25 protein-coding genes and 1 tRNA gene are annotated in these 26,881 nt (G+C 68.3%); 21 read left to right on the top strand and 5 right to left on the bottom strand.

Features of this window, described 5'->3' with window-relative positions:
• From ACXRVZ_RS12920 to ACXRVZ_RS12950, 7 genes are all read left to right on the top strand, one after another.
• Positions 1-459: an NlpC/P60 family protein gene (locus tag ACXRVZ_RS12920; RefSeq protein ID WP_457425683.1), complete on the top strand. Its 459-nt coding sequence runs from the start codon at positions 1-3 to the stop codon at positions 457-459.
• Positions 460-4,947: a phage tail protein gene (locus tag ACXRVZ_RS12925; protein ID WP_458232447.1), complete on the top strand. Its 4,488-nt coding sequence runs from the start codon at positions 460-462 to the stop codon at positions 4,945-4,947.
• Complete coding sequence (locus ACXRVZ_RS12930) at positions 4,944-5,498, top strand: DUF4376 domain-containing protein (RefSeq protein ID WP_458232448.1); 555 nt, start codon at positions 4,944-4,946, stop codon at positions 5,496-5,498. Before ACXRVZ_RS12925 ends, ACXRVZ_RS12930 begins: the two co-directional genes overlap by 4 nt.
• A 9-nt stretch (positions 5,499-5,507) precedes the next feature.
• On the top strand, positions 5,508-5,915 hold the full coding sequence (locus tag ACXRVZ_RS12935; RefSeq protein WP_457427884.1) for a phage holin family protein: 408 nt from the start codon (positions 5,508-5,510) through the stop codon (positions 5,913-5,915).
• 4 nt (positions 5,916-5,919) lie between these two features.
• Complete coding sequence (locus ACXRVZ_RS12940; RefSeq protein ID WP_457427886.1) at positions 5,920-6,534, top strand: glycoside hydrolase family 19 protein; 615 nt, start codon at positions 5,920-5,922, stop codon at positions 6,532-6,534.
• The gene (locus ACXRVZ_RS12945; RefSeq protein ID WP_457427888.1) at positions 6,531-6,899 is read left to right on the top strand and encodes a hypothetical protein; all 369 of its coding nucleotides are present in this window, start codon (positions 6,531-6,533) and stop codon (positions 6,897-6,899) included. The genes ACXRVZ_RS12940 and ACXRVZ_RS12945 overlap by 4 nt, the downstream gene beginning before the upstream one ends.
• Positions 6,900-7,110: 211 nt before the next feature.
• Positions 7,111-7,899 (top strand): DNA adenine methylase, encoded by a 789-nt coding sequence (locus tag ACXRVZ_RS12950; protein ID WP_457427890.1) that lies wholly within the window; start codon positions 7,111-7,113, stop codon positions 7,897-7,899.
• A 33-nt stretch (positions 7,900-7,932) separates the two neighbouring features.
• Here ACXRVZ_RS12950 and ACXRVZ_RS12955 read toward each other — a convergent pair whose 3' ends face one another.
• Together ACXRVZ_RS12955 and ACXRVZ_RS12960 are read right to left on the bottom strand one after the other, a co-directional pair.
• Positions 7,933-8,247 (bottom strand): hypothetical protein, encoded by a 315-nt coding sequence (locus ACXRVZ_RS12955; RefSeq protein ID WP_457427892.1) that lies wholly within the window; start codon positions 8,245-8,247, stop codon positions 7,933-7,935.
• A gap of 9 nt (positions 8,248-8,256) precedes the next feature.
• Positions 8,257-8,580 (bottom strand): hypothetical protein, encoded by a 324-nt coding sequence (locus ACXRVZ_RS12960; protein ID WP_457427894.1) that lies wholly within the window; start codon positions 8,578-8,580, stop codon positions 8,257-8,259.
• Between the two features lie 42 nt (positions 8,581-8,622).
• On the opposite strand from ACXRVZ_RS12960, the gene ACXRVZ_RS12965 reads away from it, so the two are divergent.
• The 3 genes from ACXRVZ_RS12965 to ACXRVZ_RS12975 all read left to right on the top strand — a co-directional run bounded on the left by ACXRVZ_RS12965 (position 8,623) and on the right by ACXRVZ_RS12975 (position 12,128).
• Positions 8,623-9,393 (top strand): SOS response-associated peptidase, encoded by a 771-nt coding sequence (locus tag ACXRVZ_RS12965; protein WP_457427896.1) that lies wholly within the window; start codon positions 8,623-8,625, stop codon positions 9,391-9,393.
• A gap of 668 nt (positions 9,394-10,061) precedes the next feature.
• Complete coding sequence (locus tag ACXRVZ_RS12970; protein ID WP_458232449.1) at positions 10,062-12,041, top strand: OPT family oligopeptide transporter; 1,980 nt, start codon at positions 10,062-10,064, stop codon at positions 12,039-12,041.
• A 10-nt stretch (positions 12,042-12,051) separates the two neighbouring features.
• Positions 12,052-12,128: transfer RNA gene (locus tag ACXRVZ_RS12975), tRNA-Arg, on the top strand.
• 284 nt (positions 12,129-12,412) lie between these two features.
• Here ACXRVZ_RS12975 and ACXRVZ_RS12980 read toward each other — a convergent pair.
• The gene (locus ACXRVZ_RS12980; RefSeq protein ID WP_457427900.1) at positions 12,413-13,102 is read right to left on the bottom strand and encodes an NUDIX hydrolase; all 690 of its coding nucleotides are present in this window, start codon (positions 13,100-13,102) and stop codon (positions 12,413-12,415) included.
• A gap of 123 nt (positions 13,103-13,225) precedes the next feature.
• On the opposite strand from ACXRVZ_RS12980, the gene ACXRVZ_RS12985 reads away from it, so the two are divergent.
• From ACXRVZ_RS12985 to ACXRVZ_RS13000, 4 genes are read left to right on the top strand one after another with little or no spacing between them, the layout of a single operon-like run.
• Positions 13,226-14,074, top strand: coding sequence for a cysteine hydrolase (locus ACXRVZ_RS12985; protein ID WP_457427902.1), 849 nt, complete (start codon positions 13,226-13,228; stop codon positions 14,072-14,074).
• Complete coding sequence (gene pncB / locus ACXRVZ_RS12990) at positions 14,071-15,270, top strand: nicotinate phosphoribosyltransferase (protein ID WP_457427904.1); 1,200 nt, start codon at positions 14,071-14,073, stop codon at positions 15,268-15,270. The genes ACXRVZ_RS12985 and pncB overlap by 4 nt, the downstream gene beginning before the upstream one ends.
• On the top strand, positions 15,267-16,979 hold the full coding sequence (locus ACXRVZ_RS12995) for an NAD+ synthase (RefSeq protein ID WP_457427906.1): 1,713 nt from the start codon (positions 15,267-15,269) through the stop codon (positions 16,977-16,979). The genes pncB and ACXRVZ_RS12995 overlap by 4 nt, the downstream gene beginning before the upstream one ends.
• Complete coding sequence (locus ACXRVZ_RS13000; RefSeq protein ID WP_457427908.1) at positions 16,976-18,019, top strand: bifunctional nicotinamide-nucleotide adenylyltransferase/Nudix hydroxylase; 1,044 nt, start codon at positions 16,976-16,978, stop codon at positions 18,017-18,019. Before ACXRVZ_RS12995 ends, ACXRVZ_RS13000 begins: the two co-directional genes overlap by 4 nt.
• A 14-nt stretch (positions 18,020-18,033) precedes the next feature.
• Here the strand turns inward: ACXRVZ_RS13000 and ACXRVZ_RS13005 are convergent, their stop codons facing one another.
• Both ACXRVZ_RS13005 and ACXRVZ_RS13010 read right to left on the bottom strand, forming a co-directional pair.
• A complete protein-coding gene (locus ACXRVZ_RS13005) occupies positions 18,034-18,720 on the bottom strand; it encodes an N-acyl amino acid synthase FeeM domain-containing protein (RefSeq protein ID WP_457427910.1) in 687 nt (228 codons plus the stop codon).
• Between the two features lie 335 nt (positions 18,721-19,055).
• On the bottom strand, positions 19,056-19,208 hold the full coding sequence (locus ACXRVZ_RS13010) for a hypothetical protein (protein ID WP_457427235.1): 153 nt from the start codon (positions 19,206-19,208) through the stop codon (positions 19,056-19,058).
• Positions 19,209-19,334: 126 nt separating this feature from the next.
• Here ACXRVZ_RS13010 and ACXRVZ_RS13015 point away from each other — a divergent pair, with 126 nt between their 5' ends.
• From ACXRVZ_RS13015 to ACXRVZ_RS13045, 7 genes are all read left to right on the top strand, one after another.
• Positions 19,335-21,383 carry an SPFH domain-containing protein gene (locus tag ACXRVZ_RS13015; protein ID WP_457427233.1) on the top strand — a complete coding sequence of 683 codons (2,049 nt, stop codon included), beginning with the start codon at positions 19,335-19,337 and terminating at the stop codon, positions 21,381-21,383.
• A 12-nt stretch (positions 21,384-21,395) separates the two neighbouring features.
• A complete protein-coding gene (locus ACXRVZ_RS13020; RefSeq protein ID WP_457427231.1) occupies positions 21,396-22,679 on the top strand; it encodes a sensor histidine kinase in 1,284 nt (427 codons plus the stop codon).
• Positions 22,676-23,362, top strand: coding sequence for a response regulator (locus tag ACXRVZ_RS13025; protein ID WP_457427229.1), 687 nt, complete (start codon positions 22,676-22,678; stop codon positions 23,360-23,362). The genes ACXRVZ_RS13020 and ACXRVZ_RS13025 overlap by 4 nt, the downstream gene beginning before the upstream one ends.
• Positions 23,363-23,463: 101 nt before the next feature.
• Positions 23,464-23,958, top strand: a complete 495-nt coding sequence (locus tag ACXRVZ_RS13030) for a (2Fe-2S)-binding protein (protein WP_457427227.1) — start codon at positions 23,464-23,466, stop codon at positions 23,956-23,958.
• Complete coding sequence (locus tag ACXRVZ_RS13035) at positions 23,955-26,108, top strand: molybdopterin cofactor-binding domain-containing protein (protein ID WP_457427225.1); 2,154 nt, start codon at positions 23,955-23,957, stop codon at positions 26,106-26,108. Before ACXRVZ_RS13030 ends, ACXRVZ_RS13035 begins: the two co-directional genes overlap by 4 nt.
• Positions 26,108-26,473 (top strand): sulfur oxidation c-type cytochrome SoxX, encoded by a 366-nt coding sequence (gene soxX / locus ACXRVZ_RS13040; protein WP_457427223.1) that lies wholly within the window; start codon positions 26,108-26,110, stop codon positions 26,471-26,473. Before ACXRVZ_RS13035 ends, soxX begins: the two co-directional genes overlap by 1 nt.
• Positions 26,470-26,880 (top strand): thiosulfate oxidation carrier protein SoxY, encoded by a 411-nt coding sequence (locus ACXRVZ_RS13045; RefSeq protein WP_457427221.1) that lies wholly within the window; start codon positions 26,470-26,472, stop codon positions 26,878-26,880. Before soxX ends, ACXRVZ_RS13045 begins: the two co-directional genes overlap by 4 nt.
• Position 26,881 lies beyond the last annotated feature (1 nt).

Consider the following 26,881-nt stretch of genomic DNA (forward strand, 5'->3'; position numbering starts at 1 on the left):
ATGACCCCTCTCGACCTTCGCGCGCTGCTTCAGGACGAAGCCAAGCGCTGGATCAGCACGCCCTATCACCACCAGGCCTGCGTGCACGGCGCCGGCGTCGACTGCCTGATGCTGCTGGTCGCTGCCTTCAAGGCCGCCGGCGTGCTGCCCGTCGCCTTCGACCCGCGTCCCTACTCGCCCCAGTGGCACCTGCACCGCAGTGAGGAGGTCTATCTCGCGGGGCTCGATGCCTGGCTCCGGCCCATGGCTGCGGACGAGCCCCTCCAAGCCGGTGACGTCCTCGTCTGGCGCTTCGGTCGCACCTTCAGCCACGCCGGCCTCGTCGTGCAGTGCGGCGGCCACCTCGAGGTCGTGCATGCGCTCGCTCAAGCCGGCGAAGTCACGCAGGACCGGCTCGACGCCGCCGTCTTCCAAGAGCGCGAGATGCGCGCGTTTTCACTCTTCGCCGAGGTGGCCTGAATGGGCGGCAACAACTTCACCAATGAACAGCCCAGCCTAGGCGGCGTCCGCATCCAGGGCAGCGAGTACGGCAAGACCATTCCCTGGCTGCTCACCGGCCGCGGCCGCGTCGCCGGCAACATGCTCGATTACGACGGCTTCAAGGCCATCAAGCACAGCGAGACCCAGAGCGGCGGCAAGGGTGGCGGGGGCAAGCAAACGACGGTGAGCTACACCTACCAGGCCGCAGTACTCATCGGCCTGGCCAGGGGCCCGCTCGTCGGCGCTGGCGCAATGTGGCGCGGCAAGAGCCAGTTCGCCAGCTTCGCGGCCGGCGGCCTCTCGCTCCAACTCGGCAACCTCGGCCAGTCCGTTTGGAGCTGGCTGTCCACCAACGCGCCGGCCAAAGCCCTGGGCTACAGCGGCATGGCCTACGCCTACGCCCAGGCCTATGAGCTGGACGGCAGCGCCAGCCTGCCCAACCACAATTTCGAGATCGATGCCGGCGGCCTCGGCTCAGTGCCCGGCGCCGGCACCGTGCTCGACGGCGACCCGCGCCTGGCCGTCGAGCGCCTTCTGACCGACACGCGCTCCGGCGGTGGATGGCCCGGCGGTCGCCTGCTCGGCCTGGACCGCTACCAGGCCTATTGCCGCGCCGCCGGCCTCTGGCTGAGCCCCGTGCTGTCCGAGCAGCGCAGCGCCATCGACTGGCTCAAGCAGTTGCTGATGCTCACCAACACCAAGGCGGCTTACACGGGCAGCGCGCTCGAGCTGGTGCCCCTGGGTGACGAGGACCTCGGCGCCCACGGCGCCACCTTCACGGCCGAGGTGACGCCCGACTTCGATCTCACACTCGATCACTTCGTGCCTGACAAGGGCGACCCGCCCGTGCGCATCCGCCGCCACGTCGGCCTCGGCACCGACGCCGAGCTGGCTAGCAGCGACGACGTCGGCTTCAACGTCGTCACGCTCAAGATCGAGAACCGTGCCTCCGGCTACGTTGAGCAGCCCATCAGCCGAGACGACCTGGCCAGCATCGAGCAGTTCGGCCGCCGCGAGAAGGAAGCCATCTCGGCGCCCGAGATCAAGGATGCCGCCATCGGCGCCCAGGTCGCCCAGCAGCTGCTGCAAGACGGCCTTGCAAAGCGCAACCGCTACGAGTTCAACCTCTCATGGCGTTTCTGCCTGCAAAAGCCCCTGCGCCTGCTCACGCTCACCGTGCCCAGCCTTGGCCTCGACCGCCTGCCCGTGCGCGTCCTCGAGGTCGAAGAGCTGGATGACCGCCGCATCTCCATCGTGGCCGAAGACGCCCCCATCGGCTCCGCCACCGCGCCCCGCTATGGCGCCCAGGCCGGCAGCGGCTACGCGCCCGACTACAACGCCTCGCCGGGCAGCGCCCTCGCGCCGCTCATCTTCGAGCTGCCCGGCGCCCTCACCACCACCGGCCTCGAGCTGGCCATCGCCACCGCCAGCACCAACCCGATGTGGGGCGGCTGCCAGGTCTGGGTGAGCTATGACGGCGACAACTACCGCCAGCTCACCGAGCTGCGCACCAACAGCCGCTACGGCACGGTGCAGACGGATGGTGGCAGCACCGTCGACCTCCTCACCAACGCCGGCCAGCAGCTGCACAGCGGCACCACCGCCGACGCCGCCAACCTCGCAACGCTGCTCTACGTCGCGCCGTCAGGCAGCGACACCGGCGAGTTCATGGCCTACGAGACCGCCACGCTCACCGGCCCCAACGCCTATACGCTGGCTGGCATGGTCCGCGCGGCCTACGCCACCGCCAGCGTCACGCACGACGCCGGCGCCCCCTGGGCCCGCGTCGACGACGCCATCGCCCGCAGCGGCCCGCTGGACCCGGCCCTGATCGGCGAGACGATCCACATCAAGCTGCTGAGCTTCAACGTCTTCAGTGCTGCCACGCAGAGCCTGGCCGACGTCAGCGCCACGACGTACACGATCACTGGCAAACACTTCGTGAGCCCGTCGGCGACGCTTGCGATCAAGCGCAACGTGGCCGACTTCGCCGGTACGCTCAACTACAACGAATGCTGGATTCACGGCCACGATGCCAGTGGCGTGGCCATCGACGCGCCCGGCAAGATCCTGGTGAACGGCCAGACGGTGAGCATCCCTAACGGGTTGCTCTACGGCAGCCAGGGGCCGGGGGCGTTTCACATCGTCTTTGACAGGTCAGCCTCCACCTTCACCATCTCGGGTGGCGCGGCTGGCTATCCCTACGTGGCGGCCCGCAAGTACGGCGGGCAATGGCAGTACGACAACAACAGCGCCTGGACCGCGTTCACGGCGACAGCCTCGCACATCCTTATCGGCACTGTGGAAACGGGGGCGCCCGACGCCGGCTTCCCTGGCAGCCCGCCGGGCGTCACTGCTGCGGTCATGTGGGCCCACGCGGCCACGCTCGATGCGCAGGTGGCCAGCTCGGTGCCGCCATCGATCCGCGTCACCGGCGACAACCAGAACGCCGTCGACCTGGGCCACGTCGGACGAGGCGTTGAGATCCTCAGCACCGGCTACTTGCACAACGCCGGCACGCGTGGTCACACGCTGGTGCTATGGAACCTCGCCACCGATGCGCTCGGTGCCGCGCCGGCCACGTTCGACACCTACGTCAGCACGGCAAGCCTCGTCACAGCCCTGGCCAGCGTGCCTGCCGGGCAACTTGTGGCGCTCTACAGCAGCGACGCGACGACGCATGACGCGGCGCTTCGCACCGCCCTGCAGGCGTTCGGGGGTGGGCTCACGTTCCCACTCTGGACGCCCGCCCGTGTCTCGCACGTCTTCATCGGCCAGCGCGGCCTGGCGCCTGGCCAGGCCTACGCCGCCAGTTCCTCGGCCAGCGACGCTAGCGGCGTGGTGAGCCAGCAGGCCTACTACACCGTGTCCAGCATCGTGAAGAACGGCGCGGCCGGCGTCGACGGGGTCGATGGCACTGATGGCACCGACGGCACGCCAGGCGCACCTGGCGCGAACGGCCAGACGAGCTACCTGCACATCAAGTACTCCAACGACGGCGGCAGCACGTTCACGGCCAGCAGCGGCGAAACCCCGGGCGCGTACATCGGCACGTACACCGACTTCACCCTGGCCGACAGCACCAGCGTCGGCAGCTACACCTGGGCCCTCATTAAGGGCGCCGACGGCACCAACGGCACGCCCGGCGCCGCCGGCGCTGATGGCCAGACCAGCTACCTCCACATCAAGTGGAGCAACGACGGCGGCAGCACTTTCACCGCCAGCAGCGGCGAGACGCCGGGCGCTTACATCGGCACGTACACCGACTTCACGGCGGCCGACAGCACCAGCGTTGGCGCGTACACCTGGGCCCTCATCAAGGGCGCCGACGGCACCAACGGCACGCCCGGCGCCGCCGGCGCCGATGGCCAGACCAGCTATCTCCACATCAAGTGGAGCAACGACGGCGGCAGCACTTTCACCGCATCGAGCGGCGAGACGCCGGGCGCCTATATCGGCACGTACACCGACTTCACGGCGGCGGACAGCACCAGCGTGGGCAGCTACACCTGGGCCCTCGTGAAGGGTGCCGACGGCACCAACGGCACGCCTGGCGCCGCCGGATCTGATGGCCAGACCAGCTACCTCCACATCAAGTGGAGCAACGACGGCGGCAGCACGTTCACCGCGTCGAGCGGCGAGACGCCGGGAGCCTATATCGGCACCTATACCGACTTCACCGCGGCCGACAGCACGAGCGTGGGTAGCTACACCTGGGCGCTCATCAAGGGCGCCGATGGGACCAACGGCACGCCTGGCACGGCAGGTTCCGACGGGACGCCAAGCTATCTGCACATCAAGTGGAGCGACGACGGTGGCAGCACCTTCACCGCTTCCAGCGGCGAAACGCCGGGCCGCTACATCGGCACCTACACCGACTCGACGCTGGCCGACAGCACCAGCGTGGGCGCGTACACCTGGGCGCTCGTCAAGGGGGCGGACGGGTCCGATGGCGACGACGGGGCATCCAGCTACCTGCACATCAAATGGAGCGACGACGGCGGCAGCACTTTCACGGCCTCCAGCGGCGAGACGCCGGGGCGCTACATCGGCACCTACAGCGACTCCAACCCGACGGACAGCATGAGCGTCAGCGCCTACGTCTGGGCCCTGGTGCGCCCGGACGCGCCAGCCAGCGGGTCCATCGACACATCGACGACCTACACCAACGTGAGCAATGGTCAGCGGGACTACGGCTATGCCACGGCCACAGCATCTGGCGGCACATCCCCCTACAGCTATTCCTGGGCCATCGTCAGTGCGGAGATGGACAACGGGACTGGCACAGAGGGCATCCCGACCGTGGGGATATCCAGCGTGTCGACGAACACCGCCTACTTCCGCGGTACGGCTGCCAACGCCTACATCCGCTTGTACATCGAGTGCGTCATTACCGACGCCAACGGCCTCAGCGTTCGCGCCGTCGGCTCGGTCGAAGTGCTTCACGGGATCTACGACCCACCATGACCCAATACGCAGTCGTCAACGACGGCACCAACGAGATCGTCGGCCTCYTCGACGCCGAACAGGCGCCTACCGATGGCAACGGCATGAGGTACTGCGCGATGGTGCCGCCCGTGGATGCCTGGCCTGTTGCGCCGTTCCCCGAGGCCGTCTGGACGTGGGACGAGGGTGCCCCCTTCTGGCATGACCCTCGCCCCTCCGATCTGGCCGACGTGCAGGCGCGCAAGTGGACCGACATCAAGGCCGAGCGCGACGCCCGCGAGCTGGGCACCTTCTCTTGGAGTGGCCACAGCTTCGACGTCGACCAAACGCGCCTGACCGGCGCGGCCGTTGACGCCATGGCTGCCCAGCTGGCCGGCGAAACATACGCGCAGTACTGGGTGCTTGCCGACAACACCGTCATCACCCTCAACGCGGCCGAGCAGATCGCGGTGGGCCGCGCGTGCAAGGCCTTCATCGCCGGACTGTGGGCCACCAGCCAGGTGCTGCGCGCCGAGATCTACGCCGCCGAGGACACCGCCACCGTGGCGGCCGTCGTCTGGCCCAACCCCTGAAAGGCACCCATGCGCATCCGTTCCCTCATCGCCACCGCCATCGGCCTGCTGCTGCCGGTGGTGGCCGATGCCGCCGAACCAAAAGACCCGCTCAGCTACCCAGCCAAGCAGTACGCGCTGGTGCTAGGCCTGTCGATGGTCGGCGGCCTTGTCAGCTTCTACGCACGCGTCCGCAAGGGCGAAGTGATGGCACTGAACGTTACCCAGTTGATCGGTGAGTTGACCACCAGCGCATTCGCCGGTCTCTTGTGCTTCTGGCTTTGCGAGTTGTCCAACGCGCCGCCCTTGCTCACTGCGTGCCTGGTGAGCATGTGCGGCCACATGGGCACGCGCGCTATCGCTGCGTTTGAAGCGTTCGCGATGCGCCGTTGGGCGCCAGGCGCGCCCGTTCCCGAAGCCGACAAAAAGGAGGGCTAAGCCCATGATCACCATCGCCACCCTGATCGCCGCCGGCATCGCGCCGACACAAGCCCGGCTGTTCGCCGAGGCGCTGTCGACGGCCGCGCGCCACTTCAGCATCAACACGCCCGTCCGCGAGGCCGGCTGGGTCAGCCAGTGCGCGCATGAGAGCGGCGGCTTCGTTGACCTCGAAGAGGACCTTTACTACACGACGGCCGAGCGCGTGCGCGCGATGTGGCCTCGACGCGTGCCCAGCCTCGGCGACGCCGCCCAGCTGCTGCGCAAACCGCAGGTGCTGGCCAACCGGGTCTACGCGAACCGCAACGGCAATGGCGACGAGGCGAGCGGCGACGGCTGGACCTATCGCGGCCGAGGCCTGATTCAGCTCACCGGCCGTGCCAACTACCTGGCGGCCGAGGCGGCCATCAACCAGCCCTACAAGGCCTCGCCGGATCTCGTCACCCAGCCCATCCACGCCGCGATGACGGCCGGGTGGTACTGGGCCGCCGCTGGCTGCAACACCATGGCCGACGCGTCCAACGTCGAGGCCATGACCAAGGCCATCAACGGCCCGGCCCTTGCTGGACTGGCTGATCGCCGCCAGCGCTTCGAGCAGGCGGTGAGGGCGTTTGCATGATCTCGCCGTATGTGTTGCTGGCCGCTGGCGGCGCCTGGCTGGCCAGCCTCGCGGCCGCTGCCCACCTTGCCTACGGCGCCGGCCTCGATGCCGAGACGGCCGCCCAGGCCCGTGAAGACAAGGCAGCAGCAGTAGCTGCTGACGCGGCCGCCAGCGCCATCGCGGCGGCCATCCCAAAGATCACCGTGCGCCACCAGACCGTGCGCCAGGAGCTAGAACGTGAGATCCAGACACGCGAGGTCTATCGCAACCCTGATTGCGACACTGGCCCTGACAGCCTGCAGCGCTTCAATGCCGCCATCGGCGCCACGGCCGCAGCGATACCTCGTTCAGGCGCTGTGCCCGCCTCTGACGCCGGCCACTGACTCAACGCTGGCCGGCTGGGAGCGCAAGGCGCACGAGCTGGCCGAGGTCTACGACAAGTGCCGCACTGCGGCGCTCGGCGAGTAAAGACGAGGCGACCGCCGCCGGCGTTGGAGCGCCGGCGACAGCCGCCACCCACAGAACGCGCCTGTGACCAGCCAAGGCCCCGCCACCTCCCGGGAGGCGGGCGCAATGTATCCCCCCTGGAGTCACATGGCCCAACCGATCATCCCCTGGGTAGGGGGCAAGCGCCGTCTTGCCGACCAGCTCATCCCGCGCTTTCCGCCGCACAGCTGCTACGTCGAGCTGTTCGCCGGCGGCGCTGCGCTCTACTTCCTGCGGCCGCCGGCGGACGTCGAGGTCATCAACGACATCAACGGCGAGCTGACCAACCTCTACCGCGTGGTGAAGCACCACCTCGAAGAGTTCGTGCGCCAGTTCAAGTGGCAACTCAGCAGCCGCGACGTTTTCAAATGGCAGCAGGAAACGCGCCCCGAGACCCTGACCGACGTGCAGCGCGCGGCCAGGTTCTTCTACCTGCAGCACCATGCCTTCGGCGGCAAGGTTCAGGGCCAGACCTGGGGCACCGCCACCACCACGCCGCCGGTCAACCTGCTGCGCCTCGAGGAGACGCTCAGCGCGGCCCATCTGAGGCTGACCAACGCCTACATCGAGAACTTGCACTGGCTCGCCTGCCTGGAGCGCTACGACCGGCCGCACACCTTTCTGTACGCCGATCCACCCTACTGGCAGACCGAGGGCTACGGCGTCGGCTTCCCCTTCAGCGAGTACGAGGCCATGGCCGCAGCCATGCGCCGGCTCAAAGGCAAGATGATGGTCAGCATCAACGACCACCCTGCTATCCGGGAGTGCTTCGCCGGCTTCCACATGGAGAGCCTCGAGATTACCTACACCGTGGGCGGCGGCGGCAAGCCGGCCGACCGCCGCGAGCTGGTGATCTGGAGCTGGGACCAGGCCGCCGAGCCAGCCGGTTTGTTTTAGGGCCGCCAGCGCCTGCCATCGAAGCCGGCGACCTCAACCGTCGTGTGGCTTGTCAAGCAGCGCCACACCGAGGTTTGATCCGGCAGGCTCAAAGGCGCTGCCGGGTTCCCAGTGCTTCAACGATTCAGCAAGCGACGCTAACTGCAGCGCCAGGCCGTCGACCATCGCTAGGTTGAAAAGCACCCAAGGTGTCGTGCCGTCGGTCTTCTTTCCCCGGTCGTGGTCGACGGTGGCGAACCGTAGGTACAAAATCTTTTCGAATCCGCCGTCTTTGGTAGGCGTGGCGTCGACGCGAAGCTGGGCCTCGCGGTACATGCGAATCGGTGAGGACTTTGAAGACTTTGCCATGAGCAGACTTTAGTGTGCTGGCCCATCGGGAAGCCGCGTCACCGTGACTCCATCAGCGGTTGCAACTGTGTCTGGATCGGCCCCGGCTTCCAACTTCTTGATGGAAGCAACGATGTCCGTCAATTGCACGGCCAGGCCATCGAGAGCTTCCACGGTGAGGAAAATCCATGGACCGACACCTTGGGTACTCTTGCCACCCGGGGCGGCTTGGACGGTGTGGATCCGCATGAGGTAGGCCGTCATAGGTTCGCCGTCCGGGCCGGGCACCTCGTCGGTCATGATTTCACAGCCGTTATAGCCAAGCATTGACTGGTTGGTGCGTTTTGCCTTCATCGTGGGCGTCTCCAGGGTGGGTGCGATATCGTCGCATTCAACATGTGCAACCTGTACCACGTCAGCCCAAAGGGTGACGCCGAGCGCTACATCGGCGAGGCCGCCTATCAGATTGAACTTCCCGACTACGACATGACCCACGTCGGGCCGTTCGATCAAGGCGTGTTCATCCGCGCGCACGGGCCGCGCATCCTCGGCTTCGTTGGTCGCTGGGGGCTGATCGCGCCCTTCATGAGGACCCGCAAGCAGGTCGACGGGCAGAAGAACCTCACCAACAACGCGCGCTTTGAGACCATCGGTGACAAGCCGTCGTACAGCCTGGCATGGAAGCGCGGTCAGCGCTGCCTGATCCCGGCTCAGTGGCTGAGGGAGCCGAACTGGGAGACCGGACGCAACATCTGGTGGAACCTGCGCCGTGCTGACGGTCTGCCTTGGATGGTGGCGGGCATCTGGGCCGATTGGACGGACCCGGAGACCGGCGAGGTGTTGCCCAGCTTCGCAATGGTGACGTTCAATGTGGACAGCCACCCGCTGCTGCGGCGCCTGCACAAGCCGGTGGTCGACCCAGTCACCAAGATCCAGCTGCCTCCCGAGCTACAGGACAAACGCGGCGAGGCCCACATTCGACCGGCCGATTGGCACACCTGGCTGCAGGGCAGCGAGGAGGACGCTGTGCGGCTTCTGGTGCCACCTCCGGTCGAGGCGTTCGACATGAGCGACGCGGCTATGACTGATCAAGCGCTGGCCAGCGCATCGGCTCCGGTTGGCCCGGACGAGAGGCCCGAGCCTCCTCCGCAACTTGAGCTTCTGTGAGGATCCGGCATAGCCAGACCTGCTCGTACGAAGTCTCGGACTTTCGCTTAGCGTTCCCCAAACGCTGCTGCCCGACAAGCACCACCGTGCGGCCGCGCCAGTAGCGGACCTTCGCCCCATACAGCGGCTCAAGACTGGGCGGAGTGAGGTAGGCATGCACCGGGGCCTTCTCTAGCCTGTCGTGCGTCCAGAGTTTGTCGATATGGATGGTGCCACGCGTGACCGGCAGACCGCCTCGTTCATGCTTGGGGATGCGCCCACCCCTGTAGTTCAGCTCGATCACATCCACAAACATAGCTGTGTGTTTATACAGTAAATATGCCTGCGAGCGTCTTGTGAGTCCTCTAACGGCGCCTTTGCGCCCGGGGAGAATTTGAGCGAAATCGACCCGGCGCCGTTAGAGCATTCTGGAAGCGCTGCCGATGGTTGCTAGAATGTCGTCCAGCTTTGGGAGCAGAGGGTCGCGAGTTCGAATCCCGCCGCCCCGACCAAACCTTTTTGACAACCCGCCCTGGCTCCGGCCACGGCGGGTTTTCTTTTGTGAGGCCCCCGCATCCGGGGCGTCCACCCGAGGGCATCCCCCAAAGTCCGACCGAGCGGTCGGCCGGGACAATCCCTCGCACTTCGCTGCAACCCTGGCATGGCCACAAGCCGAGCCCGAGAGACCCATGGCACTCCAACACCTGACCGACGAGCAGATCGCCACCTGGACCCGCGCCCAAAAGGACGAATGGTGGTTCAAGAACATCTTCCGTGGCGACATGGCTCAGCTGACGCTGCGCTCTGGCTTAACCGGCTTCCTGCTCGGCGGCATCCTGTCGGCCACGGGCCTGTACATCGGCGCCAAGACCGGCATCTCGCTGGGCGTCGGCCTGACCTCGGTGATCCTGGCGTTCGCGCTGTTCCGCGCGCTGCATGCCGGCGGTTGGGCCCAGGACTACACCATCCTGGAAAACAACTGCACGCAGTCCATCGCCACGGCGGCGGGCTATGTGACCACAGCGCTGATCTCCAGCCTGCCGGCCTACATGCTGGTCTCCGGCGTCATCCCGCCCTGGTGGCAGTTGATGATCTGGATGGTCGTCGTCTCGACGATCGGCGTGCTGATTGCCTTTCCGCTGAAGCGCCGCTTCATCAACGAGGACCAGGCACCGTTCCCCGAAGGCCGCGCCTGCGGCGTCGTGCTGGATTCGCTCTACAACGGCCGCGGTGACGAGGGCGTGTTCAAGGCCAAGCTGCTGGGCTGGGTCAGTGCCGGTGCTGCGCTCTATCAGGCCGTCGTCAGTGACGGCTGGATGAAGCTGGTGCAGTTCAAGCTGCTGATGCTGGACAAATGGGCCGGCCTGGCAGAGCCCTGGCATCTGCACGAGCGGCTGGACGACTACTACTACGCCTGGATCGGCAAGGCCGACGCGCTCATCCCCAGCATCCTCGGCACCAGTTTCAAGACGCTGGGCCTGCGCCTGACGCTGGACGTGGCCGTCATCGGCGTTGGCGGCCTCATGGGCCTGGCCATCGCCGGCAGCTGCTTCCTGGGCGCCTTCATCAACTTCGTCGTCCTGGCGCCGCTGATGATCCAGATGGGCGACATCGTGCCGCGCCTGGGCGCCAACGGTGTGCTTGTGCCGCTGAGCCGCGTCGAGATCGTCAACCAGTGGTCGCTGTGGTGGGGTGTCACGATGATGGTCGTGGGCGCGCTGGTCGGCCTGCTGGCCAAGCCCGAGATCTTCAAGGGGCTGTTCAAGAAGCGTGCGGCCAAGCCTGCCGATGCGGGCACCGACCTGCTGAAGGACATCGAGGTGCCGCTGTGGGTGTCCTATGTGGGCGTGCCGGTCTTCGGCATGCTCGGCGCCTATGTGACCCACCTGTTCTTCGGTGTGCCGCTGTGGATGGCCGTCATCTCGCTGCCGCTGATCTTCGTGCTGAGCATCATCTGCACGAACTCCATGGCCCTGACCTCGTGGACGCCGACGGGCGCGCTGTCCAAGATCACGCAGTTCACGATGGGGGCGCTGGACCGCAGCAACCCGGCGTCCAACCTCCTGCCGGCCGGCATGACGGCGGAGATCGCCTCCAACGCGGCCAACCTGCTGTCCGACATCAAGCCCGGCTACATGCTGGGTGGCAAGCCGCGCCACCAGGCCATCGGCCACCTCATCGGCAACATCGCCGGCGTGCTGGTCTGCGTGCCGCTGTTCTTCCTGCTGTTCCTGCAGCCCGACGCATCGGGCCTGCGCACCACGGCCGGCATCGTGTCGGACCAGTTCGGCTTCCCGGCCGCGCTGCAATGGAAGGGCGTGGCCGACATCATCGCCAAGGGCCTGAAGAGCCTGCCGGTCTCGGCACTGGTTTCGATGGCCGTTGCCGCCATTGCCGCGGTGGCGATGGAGGTGGCGCGCATCAAGAGCAAGGGCCGCTTCCAGCTCTCGGCCGTGGCGACCGGCCTGGGTGTCGTGCTGCCGCCGGAGGCTGTCATCGGCATGTTTGTCGGCGCGGTGATCTTCTGGGTCATGGGCCGCAAGCACAAGGCGCCGGGCACCAAGAGCCACCGCATCTGGGTCGAGGGCATGGAGCCGATCTGCGCCGGCCTGATCTCGGGCGCTGCGCTGATGGGTATCGGCAACGCCATCATCAATGTGCTGATCTAATCCGCACCCGCCGACCGTAGCTCAACCGGATAGAGCACCCGCCTTCTAAGCGGGCGGTTACAGGTTCGATTCCTGTCGGTCGGGCCAGTCAACAACAACACCCAGGTCGCATTGCGGCCTGGGTGTTTGTATTTCAGCCTAGATCCGGCAGTTGACCGCTTGCTACTTGGCGAAAGCCTCGATGCATCAACACCTTGCGCCTGGCTCGACGTTCAACACTTCGGTGATGAGCGCTGCACGCCCGCTGGTCTGGCGCTTCGGGCCGCTGGTCGCGTTGCTTCTCCTTGTGGGCAGGGGCCCACTGCGTCGTCGCGCTTGCCAGCCACCCGCCTCGCCAGCCCCTCGGGCGTGCCCAACCGCCGGATCTAGGCTCAGGCATTCAATCCGCGTCCGACGACGCGCAGCGTGCGCCGGAACTCGTCCTTCAACCGGTAGAGCTGCGCCGGCCTATGGGCACCGTCGGCGCGCTTGGCGCCGGGCACGGGCTCCAGCATGCCCAGCTCGTCCATCTTGCGGCGAAAGCTGACCGGGTTGATGGCCTCGCCGAGCAGCGCCGCGTAGATGGCGTGCAACTCGGGCAGCGAGAAGGGCTCAGCGCACAGGTAGACGGGCAGGGACGAATACTGGCTCTTGCTGCGCACGCGCTCAACGGCCGCAGCCACGATGCGCCCGTGGTCAAACGGCAACTGGGGCAGGCGGTCCACCGGCAGCCAGTGCTGGCCAGGCAGGGCAGGCTCCGGCACCGGGATCAGCGCAAAGTAGGCGACCGACACACTCCAGCCGCGCGGGTCCCGCGCCGGGCCGCTGAAGCTGGCGAGTTGCTCCAGATACGGGCTCTCCAGAGCCGCCTTGTCCCGCAGCACGCGTTGCGCCGCGTCCGCGCAGCCCTGGTCCGCGTCGGTGTGCACATAGCCGCCCGGCAGCGCCAGCGCGCCAGCGAATGGCTCACGATCGCGCTTGAGCAGTAGGACCTGGAGTTGCCCGTCGCGCAGCGTCAGCAGCACCACATCGACCGTGCAGATCAACTGGGCGGACGTCAGATAGTTTGTTGAATCATTCACTTAAGCAAGGATAAACGCTGGCTGGGTGGTGGCCTTCCCACGGCGCGTTCGTGGTGTTTTCAAGCCACTTAGTTTCATTGTTAACTTAAGTGTGATTATCATGTGCCAGCACAACAGGAGGACATGAACGTGAACACGCATCTGCTGCTGATCGACCCACAGAACGACTTCTGTGACCTCCCGCCTGACTGGCTGCCGCGCTCGCCGGTGACCGGCGAGGCCATCCGCCCCGCGCTGCCGGTGGCCGGCGCCCATGCCGATCTGCAGCGCGCGGCGAGCCTGGTGGAGCGCCTGGGCGGCAGGCTCGATGCGATCACCGTGACGCTGGACTCCCACCACCGCATCGACATCGCCCACCCGGGCTTCTGGCTGGAGGCCGCCAGCGGCCGTGCGCCGCAGCCGTTCACGGCCATCACGGCGGCCCAGGTTCGCGCGGGCGCCTACCTGCCGCGTGATGCCGCCCGGCTCGACCGCACGCTGGCCTATCTGGACGCGCTGGAGGCCACGGGCCGCTACACGCTGATGGTCTGGCCGGTGCACTGCCAGATGGGCAGTTGGGGTCACGGCGTGCACGCCGGCCTGCAAGCGGCGCTGGATGCCTGGGCAGACGCGCAGGGCCGCTCGGTCGGCGTCATCACCAAGGGTGAGAACCCCTGGACCGAGCACTACAGCGCGCTTCAGGCCGAGGTGCCCGACGCCGCCGACGAGCGCACCGAGCTCAACCAGGCGTTGCTGGCCGAGCTGGACCGCTACGACCGCGTGCTGATCGCCGGCGAGGCCGGCAGCCACTGCGTGCGCGCCACCGTCGAGCATCTGGCCGCCCATCTGCCCTCGCGCCAGTTGAACAAGCTGGTGCTGTTGACCGACTGCATCAGCCCCGTGGCAGGCTTCGAGGCGCAGCAGGCCGAGTTCCTGGCCGCGATGCGCGCCACGGGCCTGCAGCTGGCCCACAGCACGGAGATCCAGGCATGAGCGCCGCCCCCATCATCACCAGCCTGCTGGACACTGACCTCTACAAGTTCACGATGTGGCAGACGCTGCTGCATCGCCACCCCCAGACCCAGTCCGAGTACCGCTTCGTCTGCCGCAACCAGCCGGGCTACGCGCTCAGCGAGCTGAAGGCCGATGTGGAGCGCGAACTGGACGCGCTCTGCGCCTTGAGCTTGCGCGAGGATGAGCTGGCCTACCTGAAGGGGCTGCGCTTCATCAAAAGCGACTTCGTCGACTTCCTGCGCATCTTCCGGTTCCAGCGCGCCTTCATCGAGGTAACGACCGAAGGGACTAGCCTGCACATCGTGGCGCGTGGCCCGCAGGTGCATGTGATGGGCTTCGAGATCCCGGTGCTGGCCATCGTCAACGAGCTCTACTTCCGCCGGCTGGACACGCCCGAGGTCCGCCTCGAAGGCCAGCGCCGCCTGGACGCCAAGATCGCCGCGCTGCAGGCCTTCGCCGCCGAGCCGCTTCAGCAGCGCCACCCCTTCGACCTGTTCGACTTCGGTCTGCGCCGCCGCTTCTCGGGCGCCTGGCAGCGCGAGGTGGTGCGCCAGCTGCGCGACGCCTTGCCCCAGCACTTCAAGGGCAGCTCCAACGTGCTGCTGGCCAAGGAGCTGGGCCTGGTGCCCATCGGCACCATGGCCCACGAATACCTGCAGACCTACCAGGCCCTGGGCACCGTGCGCCTGCGCGACCACCAGAAGGCGGCGTTGGAGGACTGGGTGCAGGAGTACCGCGGCGACCTCGGCACGGCGCTGACCGACGTGGTGGGCATGGACGCCTTCCTGGCCGACTTCGACCTCTACTTCGCCAAGCTCTTCGATGGCCTGCGCCATGACAGTGGCGACCCGATCGTCTGGGGCGAGAAGGCGCTGGCCCACTACGCAAAGCTGCGCATCGACACGCACACCAAGCGCCTCGTGTTCAGCGACGGCCTGACGGTGACCAAGGCCATAGCGCTGTACCGCCACTTCGCCGACCGCGTGCAGCTCGGCTTCGGCATCGGCACCCACCTGAGCAACGACGTTGGCCTCACGCCGCTGAACATCGTCATGAAGCTGACCCACGCGAATGGCCAGCCGGTGGCCAAGCTCAGCGACAGCCCCGGCAAGACGCTGTGCGACGACGAGACCTTCCTGGCCTATCTGCGCCAGGTCTTCGGGATCAAACCATGATCAAGCTCAGCATCGCCCAGCTCAATCTCACGGTCGGCGACGTCGCCGGCAACGTCGCCCGCATGGTGGCTGCGGCGCGGCAGGCGGCCTGGGCCGGATCGCAGCTGGTGGTCTTCCCCGAGCTGGCTGTCAGCGGCTACTACCCCGGTGACCTGCTGGACGAACCCGCCTTCCTGCGTCAGGTCGAGGCCGGCCTTCAAGCGCTGCGTGCGGCCTCCCGCGAGTTGCCCGGCCTGACCTGGGTGTTCGGCGCGCCGTTGGTGCGCGAAGGCCCCGGCAAGAAGCTGGAGAACGGCCTGCTGGTGCTCAAGGACGGCGAGCAGCTGCTGCGCTATGCCAAGCAGCTGCTGCCCACCTACAACATCTTTGACGAGCGCCGCCACTTCGAACCCGGCCCCGACGTCGCCAGGGTGCTGCGCATCGGCTCTGCCCAGGTGGGCCTGCTGATCTGCGAGGACGGCTGGAACGACGACGGCGCGGACTATCGCCTCAACCCTTTCGAGCGCCTGCGCGACGCCGCCCCCGACCTCGTCATCAGCATCAATGCCAGCCCCAGCCACATCGGCAAACGCGAGCAGCGCCACCAGGTGTTTGGCGCTGCCTCGCGCCGCCACGGCCTGCCCATCCTCTACGTCAATCACATCGGCGGCCATGACCAACTCGTCTATGACGGTGCCAGCTTCGCCGTCGAGCCCGAGGCGGGCGTCGTCTTCGAGGCCGAACGCTTCGTCGAATCGGTGCGCACGCTGGGCTTCGAGAACGGCCGCTTTGTCGAACTGGACGGGCAACGCCCGGCCCGCCCCGACCCGGCCGGCTTGAGCGCCATGGCCTTCTACCGCGCGCAGATCGTGCTGGGCCTGCGCGACTACGCACGCCGCTGCGGCTTCACGCGGGCGGTGGTGGGCAGCTCGGGCGGCATCGACAGCGCGCTGACGCTGGCGCTCGCAACGGAAGCGTTAGGTGAAGACAACGTCGTCGGCATCACCATGCCCTCCAGCTTCTCGTCCAGCGGCTCGGTGACGGACTCCGAGGCGCTGTGCCGCAACCTCGGCATCGAGTTGCTGAACCATCCCATCCAGGGCGCGGTAGATGCGCTGAAGGCCCAGTTCGCGCAGAGCTTTGGCGCGGCCATGCAGGGCCTGACGCTGGAGAACCTGCAGGCACGCGTGCGCGGCACCGTCCTGATGGCCTATTCCAACGCCAATGGTCACCTGCTGCTGACCACGGGCAACAAGAGCGAGGTGTCGGTCGGCTACTGCACGCTGTATGGCGACACCAACGGCGGTCTCGGTCTCATCGGCGACCTCTACAAGACGGAGGTGTTCGCGCTGTCCCGGCATCTGAACGAGGCGGCCGGGCGCGAACTCATCCCCTTGGCCATCATCGAGAAAGAGCCCTCGGCCGAATTGGCGCCGGGCCAGCGCGACGGCGACAGCCTGCCGCCCTACCCGGTGCTGGACGAAATGCTCAAGCTGCTCGTCGAAGGCGACCGCCTGGCCAGCTGGGAACGCGAGGCCGCCGAGGCCCGCATGGCCGCGTTGCGAGCAAGCGCCGAGGGCAGGGCGCTCATCGAGAAGGTTGCTCGCATGATCCAGCGCAGCGAATACAAGCGCCGCCAAGCCCCGCCGCTGATCCGGCTGCGGGCGCGGGCCTTCGGCCAGGGTCGGCAGATGCCCATCGCGGTGGTGTTTCCCGGGGTGCTGTCATGACCGCCGCTGCCGTCGCTGCCGTGGTGATAGGCCGCTTCCAGCCCGTCCACAACGGCCACCTCGCGCTGCTGCGCGAGGCACTGGCCTGTGCGCCGCGCGTCGTCGTGCTGCTGGGTTCGGCCCACCAAGCGCGCTCGCCGCGCCACCCCTTCAGCTGGACCGAGCGCGCCGAGATGCTGAGCCTGGCGCTGACGCCCGCCGAACGCGAGCGGGTGGAGGTGGTGCCGCTGCGTGACCTCTACGACGAGACGCGCTGGGTGCAGGCCGTGCGCGCCGCCGTGCAGCAGCGCGTCGGCAGCGACGACGTGACGCTGGTCGGCCACTTCAAGGACGCCACCAGCGACTACCTGCGCCGCTTCTCGCCCTGGCAGCTGCTGAGCCTGCCGCGCCAGCACCGCGCCGATGCCACCGACCTGCGCGCCGCGCTGTTCGAGGCCCCGCCCGAGGCGCTGGACGGTGTGCTGGCCAGCTGGGTGGACCAGGTGCCTGCGGGCACGCGGTCCTTCGTGCAGGCCTGGGCGCATCTGCCCTACCTGAGCGCGCTGCGGCGCGAGTGGGCAATGTTGATGCGCTACCGACAGGCCTGGTCGAGCGCGCCCTACGCGCCGGTGTTCGTCACCGTCGACCTCGTGCTGCGCTGCGCCGGCCATGTGTTGCTGATCCAGCGCGCGCAGGACCCGGGCCAGGGCCTGTGGGCCTTGCCCGGCGGCTTCGTCGAGCCGCGCGACACCCTCTACCAGTCGGCGGTGCGCGAACTGGAGGAGGAGACGGGGTTGCGCCTGCTGCCTGACACGCTGGAGCGCGCGTTGTGTGGCGTGGCCGTCTTCGACCACCCCGACCGCAGCCAGCGCGGCCGCACGATCTCGCACACCCACCACTTCGACCTGGGCGACCGCGAACTGCCGGAAGTGCAGGGTGCGGACGACGCGGCGCAGGCGCGCTGGGTGCCGGTGGCCGAACTGGCGGCCATGGAAGTGCAGTTCTTCGACGACCACTTCCACATGCTGGACCGCTTCCTGGGCCTGCTGCCCGCGGCCTGAATGCGACGAGTTGCTTACGGCAGGCGCGCCAGCATCGTCGACTCGGTCGCTTCGTCCCAGAACAACGGATAGAAGCTGCGCGCCGACGCCACGGAGTCGGGGTGGCCGCCCCACAGCGAGATCTGTTCGCGCACGGTGGCGAAGTCAATGCTCATCAGCACGGCCGGCGCGTCGACGCGCGGGTTGTGTCGCGCCGCCGTGCAGGGCACCAGGCCCAGGCAGCGGCGGTAGAACGGCACATGACGCGGGTTGACCTCGATGACGAGGCGGTCGCAGCCGGCGCGGCGGTGGGCGTGCAGGTAGCCGAGGTGGAAGAGCTGGGCCAGTGCGAGTCGGGGGTCGCGCGAATGCCTGTCCATCGCCAGCCCGCCGAATTCGCAGAGCTTGGTGCCGTTGGCCCGCCAGTCGTCCAGTTCGGCCCCAAACAGCAGGTCGGCGTTCAGCCCGCCCGGGCCGTCGAAGCGCACGGACAGCGTGCCGACGAGCTCCTCGCCATCGCGTGCCGTGCAGACGACATCGCCCGCCTCGTTGCGGCCGCTGTCGCGCTCGCGCTTCACGCTCAGCCCGCGGTCGCCGTAGCGGCGTTGGACGAGGCCGAGGGCGTCGCCATCGAGCCCGCCGAAGCCGCTGTCCATGGCCAAGGGCTCGTGGCCAAAGGGCTTGGGCGGCGAACTGTGTCTCGCTTCAAAGAAAGGGACCATGCGGTGAATCCTCTGCGTACAACTGGGCGAGGCGCGACTCTAGGGGCGGCAGGCGGCACTTTTCCGCCCCCTCACAGACCGATACACCGGGCCGCTGCCGTCCATGCGATTTCTCACGGGCTGGTGCGCCCGCCTGTTGAAGCGATGGCGCGTTGTCCTACACGCCGGGCCTTTACACGACTGCCGCAAGTCCTACACCGCACCGCCGCGCAGGCAGCTACATTGGCTGTGGGCTTAGGCCCCCTGCTGTTCCTCCCTGAGCAGGCGTCTCCCGTGACAGCGGAAGACGGTTTCAAGCCCCGGTCCGATGGACCGGGGTTTCTTTTTTTCCGGCCTCAGCCGACGGCCCAGGCGCCGGGCACCATGCCGGTCCAGCGCTTGAAGGAGCGGCGGAAGTTGGCGCCGTCGAAATAGCCCAGCGCCTGCGCCACCGTGCCAACCTGGGCGGGCGCTGTGCCGAGGGCGTGCTGGTCGTGCAGGACGGCCACAAGCGCCTGCCGCAGGGGCCGCAGAACTTCAAGCTGGTGCCGTGGCGCGACGTAGAGAAGCTGATCCTTATGCGCCCCTCATGCGCCCGTGAGCACAGTGGGGCACCTTCACCACCGGTGCTCCGCATGGACATCCTGCTCTTCCCGCTCGCCCACCCCTGGCTGACGGCACTCGCCGTCGTCGTGCTGCTGGCTCTCGTGTTCTACAAGCGCACGCTGCGCCTGTTCGGCTTCGTCATCGTGCCGGACGATTCCATCGGCACCGTCACCAAGGGCTTCGTGCTGTTCGGCAGCCACCGCGAGCTGCCGCCTGGCCGCATCGTCGCGCTGTTCGGAGAGGCCGGCCTGCAGGCCGACACGCTGGCTCCCGGCCTGCACGTGGGGCTGTGGCCTTGGCAGTTCGAGGTCGAGCTGGTCAAGTTCACCGTCGTGCCGGACGACGCCATCGGTGTCGTCGAAGCCTGCGACGGCCTGCCGCTGCCCGACGGCCGCGTGCTGGCCCGCCACGTGGCCTGCGACAACTTCCAGGATGCCCGCGCCTTCCTCGCCGCCGGTGAACGCGGCCTGCAGACGAGCGTGGTGCCGCCCGGCGCCTGGCGCATCAACACACTGCTGTTCACCGTGCGCCTGGAGCGCATGACCGTCATCGAGCCCGGCAAGATCGGCATCGTCGAGGCACGCGACGGCCGCCCACTCGCCGGTGGCCGCGTCATCGGCCGCGCCGTGGCATGCGACAGCTTCCAGGACGCCCGCGCCTTCATGGAAGGTGGCGGCGAACGTGGCCCGCAGATGAGCGTCATCCCGCAAGGCAAGTACCGCGTCAACCCCGGGCTCTTCAAGGTCGTGCAGGTGCAGGTGACCGACGTGCCCGACAACAAGGTCGGCATCGTCACGACCCGCGAAGGTGCGTCCCTGACGACGGGCGAGATCGCCGGCCCCGAAGTGCCGGGCCACAACGTCTTCCAGGACCCGCTGTCCTTCGTCAACGCCGGCGGCACCAAAGGCCTGCAGGAGCAGGTGCTGCTGGCCGGCCGCTACTTCATCAACCCGATGTTCGCCACCGTCGAGATCATCGACATGACCGAGGTGCCCATCGCGTCGGTGGGCGTCGTCGTCGCCTTCGTCGGCGGTGCCGGCGTGGACGTGACCGGCGAGGGCTTCCGCCACGCCAACATGGTCCGCCGTGGCGAGAAAGGCGTGTGGGTGGACGTGCTGGACCCCGGCAAGTACGCCATCAACACCTACACCCACAAGGTGCGTGTCGTGCCCACGGCCAACGTGGTGCTGAACTGGGCCACCGGCAAGACCGAGGCTCATAAGCTGGACGCAAATCTTTCGACGATCACCGTGCGCTCCGCCGACGGCTTCACGTTCAATCTGGACGTGAGCCAGATCATCCACATCCCGCGCAACGACGCGCCCAAGGTCATCGCCCGCTTCGGCAGCATGGAGGCGCTGGTCACGCAGGTGCTGGAGCCCACCATCGGCAACTACTTCCGCAATGCGGCGCAGAACTCGGACGTCATCGACTTCCTGAAGAAGCGCAGCGAGCGTCAGGCCGAGGCCAAGGCCGCCATCGCCGCGGCGCTGAAGGCCTACGACGTGGGTGCGGTGGAGACGCTGATTGGCGACATCGTGCCGCCCGCCGAGCTGATGAAGACGCTGACCGACCGCAAGCTGGCCGAGCAGGAGAAGGTCACCTTCACGATCCAGATGGAGGCGCAGGGCGTGCGCCAGCAGCTGGAGCAGGCGACTGCCCTGGCGCGCACGCAGGCCCAGGTGGTGGACGCCGAGCGCAAGGTCGCCATTGCCGAGTTCAGCGCACAGGCTGCGGTGAAGACGGCCGACGGCTCGGCGCGCTCCAAGAAGATCACCGCTGAGGCCGACGCCGAAGTCACGCGCGTGACCGGCCAGGCCGAGGCCGGCCGTACGCTGGCGATCGGTGAAGCCGAGGCCGAGGTCATCCGCCAGAAGATCGGCTCGATGGAGTCGGGCAACTACGCCATCGTGCAGGTGGCCCAGGCGCTGGCCGGTGCCGGCGTGCAGCTGGTGCCTGAGGTGGTGGTGGGCGGCGGGCAGGGCGCCGGGCAGGGAGGCACGCTGGTGGATGTGCTGCTGGCTGGCCTGGTGAAAGACCGCTTCGCCAAGCCAGAGGTCATCAGGGCCGCCACCTAAACTGCCTCGCGCATGATCCCTCGCTCGATCGTCCAGTTTCTCCCCTGGATCGCCGCCGGTTCGCTGATGGCGCTCGCCTGGGCCGGCTGGAAGCTGCGGCTGGCCTGGGAGGGCTTGCGCGCGGCGCAGCGTGCGGCCCGGCTGGAGCGCGCGCTGCGCGAGTTCGGCGACCAGATGCGCGACGCTGACCGGCCCGAGGCGCATGCGCGTGAGCTGCTGCAGGCGCTGTCCGAGATGGCCGGGCTGCCCACGGCCGCGTTGTTGAGGCCGGCTTGCGGCGAGCCTGACATCGTGCTCGGTGACCCCGACGCCAACGCCCTGGCCGGCCTGCAGCTGTGCGCCGACAGCTGCCGCGCGCTCGGCCCCGGCACCGCCCGCCATGTCGGGGAGCCGGACGTCTACCTGCCGCTGCGTGGCCGGGACACCGCCTTGGGCGCCGTCACGCTGCGCGGCCTGGGCGCGGCGATGCTGGCGCCGGACTACCTGGCCCATGCCCAGGCGCTGTGCGACCAGATGGGCCTGGCCCTGCAACGCCGCTGCCTGCAGGATGAAGCCCGCCGCGCCGGCGAACTCGCCGAGGCGCAGTCCACCCGTAACGCCATGCTGGCCGCCATCTCGCACGACTACCGCACGCCGCTGGCCACCATCATGGGTTCGGCCTCCGCGCTGCAGACGCAGGGCGAGCGCCTCACGCACACCCAACGACAGGAACTGGCCGGCCGCATCCTCGACGAGACGGCCCGCCTTGTGCGCCTGACAGACAACACGCTGCAACTCGCCCGGCTGGGCGCACCCGGCGTGGCGCTGCGCAGCGACTGGGAGTCGGCCGAGGAGATCGTTGGCGCTGCGCTGCGTCGCGTGCGCCGCCGGCCCGACGGGCAGCGAGTAAAGGCGCGTGTCGAGCCCGCGCTGCCACTGCTGTGGTGTGATGCCGCCCTGATGTCGCAGCTGCTGGACAACCTCGTCGACAACGCCTTGAAGTACAGCCCGGCCGAGGCGGCGGTCGAGCTGGTGGTACGCCGCGTCGGCGACGAAGCCCTGTTCGCCGTGCGCGACCGTGGCGCCGGCATCGCGCCGGCTTGGCGCGACCGCGTCTTCGACGCCTTCCAGCGCGGCGACCTGGCCGCGTTCTCGCAGCGCCCGCCTGGTGCCGGCGTGGGCCTGGCCGTGTGCCGCGCGATAGCCGAGGCACACGTCGGGAGCCTGAGCCTGCGCCCGCGTGGCCACGGCGGCTGCAGCTTCGAGTTCCGCCTGCTGCTGCGCGCCGTGCCCGAGTTGCCGGTGGCCGCACCATGAGGCTGCTGCTCGTCGAAGACGACCGCGAACTGCGCATGACGCTGCGCGAGGCGCTGGCCGTCGAAGGCTACGAGGTGCTGACCGCCGCCAGCCTGGCCGATGCGATGGCCCAGCTCACCCACGCCGGCCACCTCGACGCCGTGCTGTTGGACCTCGGCTTGCCCGATGGCGATGGCGAGGAACTGCTGCAGGCGCTGCGCCGCGAGCGCGCCACGCCGCTCATCGTGATCTCGGCCCGCCAGGTGGAGGGCCAGAAGATCCGTCTGCTCGATGCCGGCGCAGACGACTACCTTGTCAAGCCCTTCGGCATCGGTGAGCTGCTGGCGCGCCTGCGCGTGGCGCTGCGCCACCGCGGCACCGTGGCGCAGCCGGCCGTCACGCTGTACCGCCACGCTGGCCTGGAGGTGGACCTGCAAGCCCACCGCGTGAAGCGCGACGGCGCCGATGTGCGCCTCACGCCCACCGAGTTCAAGCTGCTGGCCCGCCTTGTGCGCCAGGCCGGCCAGGTCGTCACCCACCGCCGCCTGTTGGCCGACGTGTGGGGCGCGGACGCTACCGAACAGACCCATTACCTGCGCCTGTATATGGGCCAGCTGCGCGCCAAACTCGAAGCCGATCCCGGCGAGCCCTGCGTGCTGCTGACCGAGCCCGGCGTGGGCTACCGCATCGCGGAGCCGCGCTGACTTGCGTCGATCATGAGAACTGAGACGGTGCTGGCAGGCGGCCACCGACCCTGCTAGGCTGCCTCGCGCCCGCCACCGGTGGCGGAACGGGAGCAGCAGGCATGGCGGAGTTGACAGTCAACGGCAAGCAGATGCAGTTCGAGGCGGAGGCCGATACGCCGCTGCTCTGGGTGCTGCGCGAGCAGCTCAGCCTCACGGGCACCAAGTACGGCTGCGGCGTCGCCCAATGCGGCGCCTGCACCGTGCACATCGACGGCGCTCCGGTGCGCAGCTGCGTGATGCCGGCGTCGGCGCTGACGGCGGCGCAGAAGATCACCACCATCGAGGGCCTGGCACCGAACGCCTCGCACCCCTTGCAGAAAGCCTGGGACGCGCTGGACGTGCCGCAGTGCGGCTTCTGCCAGAGCGGCATGCTGATGGCGGCGGCCGCGCTGCTGAAGACCAAGCCCAAGCCGACTGACGCCGACATCGACGCGGCCATGACCAACATCTGCCGCTGCGGCACCTACAACCGCGTGCGTGCCGCCATCCACCTGGCCGCCGGCCAGGTGCAGCGCAAGCAGATTCCCATCGTCATCGAAGGGGGCAAGGCATGAGCGCCGTCCTGAATCGACGCGACTTCCTGAGCGCAACCAGCGCCGCCGCCGGCGGCCTGATGGTGGGCTTCCATGTGCCGGGTCTTGCCCAGGGCGCCACCGCCACGCCGGAGCTGAACGCCTGGGTGCAGATCCTGCCGGACGAGACCACGGTCATCCGCATCGCGCGCTCGGAGATGGGGCAGGGCACGCTGACCGGCCTGGCCCAGCTCGTGGCCGAGGAACTGGAGTGCGACTGGGCCAAGGTGAGGACCGAATACCCCACGCCCGGCCAGAACCTGGCGCGCAACCGCGCCTGGGGCAGCATGAGCACGGGTGGCAGCCGCGGCGTGCGCGAGTCGCATGAGTACGTGCGCAAGGGCGGCGCGCTGGCGCGGGCGCTGCTGATCCAGGCTGCCGCTAACCGGTGGAGCGTGTCCGTCGTGGAGTGCACGACGGCGGCCGGCTGGGTGCTGCATGCGGGCAAGAAGCTCAGCTATGGCTCGCTGGCCGCCGAGGCCGCCAAGCTCGCGGCGCCGGCCGACATCCAGCTCAAGCCCGCCAAGGACTGGACCCTCGCCGGCCGGCCGATGAAGCGGCTGGACACGAAGCCCAAGCTGGACGGCTCTCTCGTCTACGGCATGGACCTGCAACTGCCCGGCATGCTGAACGCGGCCATCAAGGATTGCCCGGTCTTTGGCGGCAAGCTCAAGAGCTTCGACGCGAGCGAGGTGGAGAAGCGCCTGGGTGTGAAGAAAGTCGTCAAGGTGGGCGACACCGCCGTGGCTGTGGTGGCCGACACCTGGTGGCGGGCCAAGACGGCGCTGGACGCGCTGCCCATCGTCTGGGACGAGGGCGCCAACGCCACGCAGAACAGCGCCGACACGGCCGCCACGCTGAAGGCCGGGCTGGACGCCGACACCGCCGCCATCGGCAGCAGCCAGGGCGATGCGAAAGCGGCGCTTGCCGCTGCGGCGCGTAAGGTCGAAGCCGTCTACAGCTATCCGCACCAGAACCACGCGACGATGGAGGTGATGAACGCCACCGCAAAGTGGACGCCCGAGCGCTGCGAAGTCTGGACGCCGACGCAGAACGGCGAGGCCGCGCTGGCCGCCGCCGCTGAATCCTCGGGCCTGCCGCCTTCGGCCTGCGAGGTCTACAAGCTTCACCTGGGCGGCGGCTTCGGCCGGCGCGGCGCCGTGCACGACTGGGTGCGCCAGGCCGTTGCCATCGCCAAGGAACTGCCAGGCACGCCGGTCAAGCTGATCTGGAGCCGCGAGGAGGACATGACGCATGGCCGCTACCACCCGGTCACGCAGTGCAAGCTGACGGCGGGCCTGGACGCGGCGGGCAAGCTCACGGCCCTGCACATGCGCATCTCGGGCCAGAGCATCGTCGCGGGCATCTTTCCGCAGAACATCCGTGACGGGAAGGACCCGGCCGTGTTCCAGGGTCTGAACGCCGGCGGCGCGGAAGGCGCGTTCGGCTATGCCGTGCCCCACCTGCTCATCGACCACGCGATGCGCAACCCGACCGTGCCGCCGGGCTTCTGGCGCGGCGTAAACCTGAATCAGAACGCCGTCTACCTGGAGTGCTTCGTCGACGAGGTGGCGCACGCCGCCAAGCGCGACCCACTGGAGCTGCGCCGCGAGCTGCTCGCCAATTCGCCCAAGCACCTGGCCGTGTTGAACGCGGTGGCCGCCAAGGCCGGCTGGGGCAAGCCGCGCGCCAAGGGCCGCCACCTGGGCCTGGCGCAGATCATGGGCTTTGGCAGCTATGTGGCGGCCTGCGCCGAGGTGTCGGTCAACAAGAAGGGCGAGCTGAAGGTCCACCGCATCGTTGCCGCCACCGACCCCGGCCACGCGGTCAACCCGCAGCAGATTGCGGCGCAGGTGGAGGGCAGCTTCGTCTACGGCCTGTCGGCGGCGCTGTTCGGCGAGATCACGGTCAAGGATGGTCGCGTCGAGCAGCAGAACTTCAACACCTACCCGGTCATGAAGATGGAGCACATGCCGGCCGTCGAGACGATCTGCATGCCCTCGGGCGGTTTCTGGGGCGGCGTGGGCGAGCCGACGATTGCCGTCGCGGCGCCGGCCGTGCTCAACGCGATCTTTGCGGCGACGGGCAAGCGCGTACGCGACTTGCCCTTGAGCAAGCATTCCCTCGTGTGATGCGTGCGCTGCTGGCCTTGTTCGTCGTGGCCAGCGCGCATGCCGGCGACGTGGAGCGCGGCCGCGCCCTGGTGGCCGACCGCACGCAGAGCCTGTGCCTGCTCTGCCACTCGCTGCACAGCGCGGGCGATGCCAACCACGGCAATCTCGCGCCGCCGCTGGATGCACTGGCCGCGCGCCTGGACGCCAAGGGCCTGCGCGAGCGCATCGCCGACATGCGCCGCTTCAACCCGGCCACCGTCATGCCGCCTTTCCGCTCCACCGCGGGCCTGCGTGACGTGGCGCCGGCCTGGCAGGGCAAGGCGGCGCTGACCGAGGCGCAGCTCGACGACATCGTGGCCTACCTTGGCGCGCTCTCGAAATGAAGCGGCGCGAGTTCGTCCTCGCCGCGTCTGCGTTCGCGCTGCTGCCCGAGGTGCAGGCGAGCGACGAGGCCATGCGCGCCGCCATCCGCGCCTGGGCAGGCCGCGAGCCGGAGGCGGGTGTGCTGAAGATCGACGTCGCCGAGCTGGTGGAGAACGGCAACGCGGTTCCGGTGCGCGTCGCGGCCAGCGAGCCGGTCGTCGGCCTGGCCTTGTTCACGGCGCTGAACCCCGAGCCCGAGGTCGTGCACGTCACCTTCGGTGCGGCCATCGCCAGGCCCGAGTTCAGCACCCGCATGCGCCTGGCGCGCAGCCAGCGCATCGTCGCGGTCGCCAGGGCCGCAGACGGCCGCTGCTGGCAGGCGGGCGTGGAGGTTATCGTCACGCTGGCCGCCTGCGTGGAGCCCTAGG

Source organism: Roseateles sp. P5_E8 (genome assembly GCF_054177665.1).

Coding starts and splice junctions, on each gene's coding strand:
- ACXRVZ_RS12940 (WP_457427886.1), top strand. CDS start 5,920: ATGATCACCATCGCCACCCTGATCGCCGCCGGCATCGCGCCGACACAA.
- ACXRVZ_RS13015 (WP_457427233.1), top strand. CDS start 19,335: ATGGACATCCTGCTCTTCCCGCTCGCCCACCCCTGGCTGACGGCACTC.
- ACXRVZ_RS13025 (WP_457427229.1), top strand. CDS start 22,676: ATGAGGCTGCTGCTCGTCGAAGACGACCGCGAACTGCGCATGACGCTG.
- ACXRVZ_RS12945 (WP_457427888.1), top strand. CDS start 6,531: ATGATCTCGCCGTATGTGTTGCTGGCCGCTGGCGGCGCCTGGCTGGCC.
- ACXRVZ_RS13045 (WP_457427221.1), top strand. CDS start 26,470: ATGAAGCGGCGCGAGTTCGTCCTCGCCGCGTCTGCGTTCGCGCTGCTG.
- soxX (WP_457427223.1), top strand. CDS start 26,108: ATGCGTGCGCTGCTGGCCTTGTTCGTCGTGGCCAGCGCGCATGCCGGC.
- ACXRVZ_RS12960 (WP_457427894.1), bottom strand. CDS start 8,580: ATGAAGGCAAAACGCACCAACCAGTCAATGCTTGGCTATAACGGCTGT.
- ACXRVZ_RS12985 (WP_457427902.1), top strand. CDS start 13,226: ATGAACGTGAACACGCATCTGCTGCTGATCGACCCACAGAACGACTTC.
- ACXRVZ_RS13030 (WP_457427227.1), top strand. CDS start 23,464: ATGGCGGAGTTGACAGTCAACGGCAAGCAGATGCAGTTCGAGGCGGAG.
- ACXRVZ_RS12950 (WP_457427890.1), top strand. CDS start 7,111: ATGGCCCAACCGATCATCCCCTGGGTAGGGGGCAAGCGCCGTCTTGCC.
- ACXRVZ_RS13000 (WP_457427908.1), top strand. CDS start 16,976: ATGACCGCCGCTGCCGTCGCTGCCGTGGTGATAGGCCGCTTCCAGCCC.
- ACXRVZ_RS13020 (WP_457427231.1), top strand. CDS start 21,396: ATGATCCCTCGCTCGATCGTCCAGTTTCTCCCCTGGATCGCCGCCGGT.
- pncB (WP_457427904.1), top strand. CDS start 14,071: ATGAGCGCCGCCCCCATCATCACCAGCCTGCTGGACACTGACCTCTAC.
- ACXRVZ_RS12925 (WP_458232447.1), top strand. CDS start 460: ATGGGCGGCAACAACTTCACCAATGAACAGCCCAGCCTAGGCGGCGTC.
- ACXRVZ_RS12920 (WP_457425683.1), top strand. CDS start 1: ATGACCCCTCTCGACCTTCGCGCGCTGCTTCAGGACGAAGCCAAGCGC.
- ACXRVZ_RS12970 (WP_458232449.1), top strand. CDS start 10,062: ATGGCACTCCAACACCTGACCGACGAGCAGATCGCCACCTGGACCCGC.
- ACXRVZ_RS12995 (WP_457427906.1), top strand. CDS start 15,267: ATGATCAAGCTCAGCATCGCCCAGCTCAATCTCACGGTCGGCGACGTC.
- ACXRVZ_RS13005 (WP_457427910.1), bottom strand. CDS start 18,720: ATGGTCCCTTTCTTTGAAGCGAGACACAGTTCGCCGCCCAAGCCCTTT.
- ACXRVZ_RS12965 (WP_457427896.1), top strand. CDS start 8,623: ATGTGCAACCTGTACCACGTCAGCCCAAAGGGTGACGCCGAGCGCTAC.
- ACXRVZ_RS12935 (WP_457427884.1), top strand. CDS start 5,508: ATGCGCATCCGTTCCCTCATCGCCACCGCCATCGGCCTGCTGCTGCCG.
- ACXRVZ_RS12955 (WP_457427892.1), bottom strand. CDS start 8,247: ATGGCAAAGTCTTCAAAGTCCTCACCGATTCGCATGTACCGCGAGGCC.
- ACXRVZ_RS13035 (WP_457427225.1), top strand. CDS start 23,955: ATGAGCGCCGTCCTGAATCGACGCGACTTCCTGAGCGCAACCAGCGCC.